Source organism: Stappia sp. TSB10GB4, assembly GCF_900185745.1.
Taxonomy (GTDB): domain Bacteria; phylum Pseudomonadota; class Alphaproteobacteria; order Rhizobiales; family Stappiaceae; genus Stappia.
On sequence record NZ_FYAV01000089.1, the window covers coordinates 1 to 1,108 of the forward strand.

1 protein-coding gene is annotated in these 1,108 nt (G+C 64.9%); it reads left to right on the plus strand.

Annotated elements, in window-relative coordinates; translation table 11 throughout:
• Nucleotides 1-74 precede the first annotated feature (74 nt).
• Nucleotides 75-1,108: IS481 family transposase (locus TSB10GB4_RS23420; RefSeq protein WP_186397715.1), on the plus strand; the 1,034-nt coding region annotated here is incomplete at its 3' end.

Sequence of the window (1,108 nt, forward strand, 5' to 3'; positions counted from 1 at the left end):
GGCGCGACCTGAGACATAGGTGACAGAACGTACCGGACACATGGGTAACACTTTTCGCTTTGCGGGAGGTGTTGATGCCGTGGAAGGAGTGTTCGGTAATGGACGAGCGAGTACGTTTCGTCGGCCGTCTTCTGGACGGCGAGAGTATGAGCGATGTGTGCCGCGAGTTCGGCATCTCGCGCAAGACCGGCTACAAGATCTGGGACCGCTACCGGCAGGAGGGGCTGGAGGCGCTCACCGACCGGTCGCGCCGGCCGGTGCGCTATGCTAACCAGTTGCCCGGCCAGATCGAGCGGCTGATCGTGGAGTGCAAGAAGGGCAAGCCGCATTGGGGCGCGCGCAAGATCAGGGAGTTGCTGGTGCGCAGGCTGGCGGGCGACGTGCGCATTCCGGCCAGGTCGACGGTGCATGCGGTGCTCGACCGTCACGGCCTGGTGAAGCGCGCCCGTCAGCGGCGGCGCTTCAAGGCCGAGGGCACGGCGCTGTCGCAGGCATCCTTGCCCAACGATCTGTGGTGCGCCGACTTCAAGGGCGAGTTCAAGCTTGGTGACGGCCGCTATTGTTACCCCTTGACGGTGACCGACCAGGCCTCGCGCATGATCCTTCTGTGCGAAGCCCTCGAGAGCACGAAGGAACTGCCCGTCATCGAGGCCTTCCTGAGCCTGTTCAGGGCGCGCGGCCTGCCGCAAGCCATCAGGAGCGACAACGGTCTGCCCTTTGCCTCGCCCAACGGCCTCTACAACCTGTCGAAGCTGTCCGTTTGGTGGCTCCGGCTCGGCTTGCGGCTCGAGAGGATCAAGCCCGGCAACCCGCAGGAGAACGGCCGCCACGAGCGCATGCACCGCACCCTCAAGCAGGAGACGGCGCGTCCGCCGGGCATGAACGCCCTCCAGCAACAGGGCCGCTTCGACGACTTCGTCAGCGAGTTCAACGAGGAGCGTCCCCATGAGGCGCTCGCCATGAAGACGCCGGCTGAGCTCTACGCCCCGTCCTCAAAAGCCTATGAGGGCCTGCCGGAGGTGGAATACCCCTTCCACGACAGGGACATCCTCGTCACCGCCTGCGGCCGCATCTGCATGGCGAGGAAGAAGATCAACGTCTCGACCGT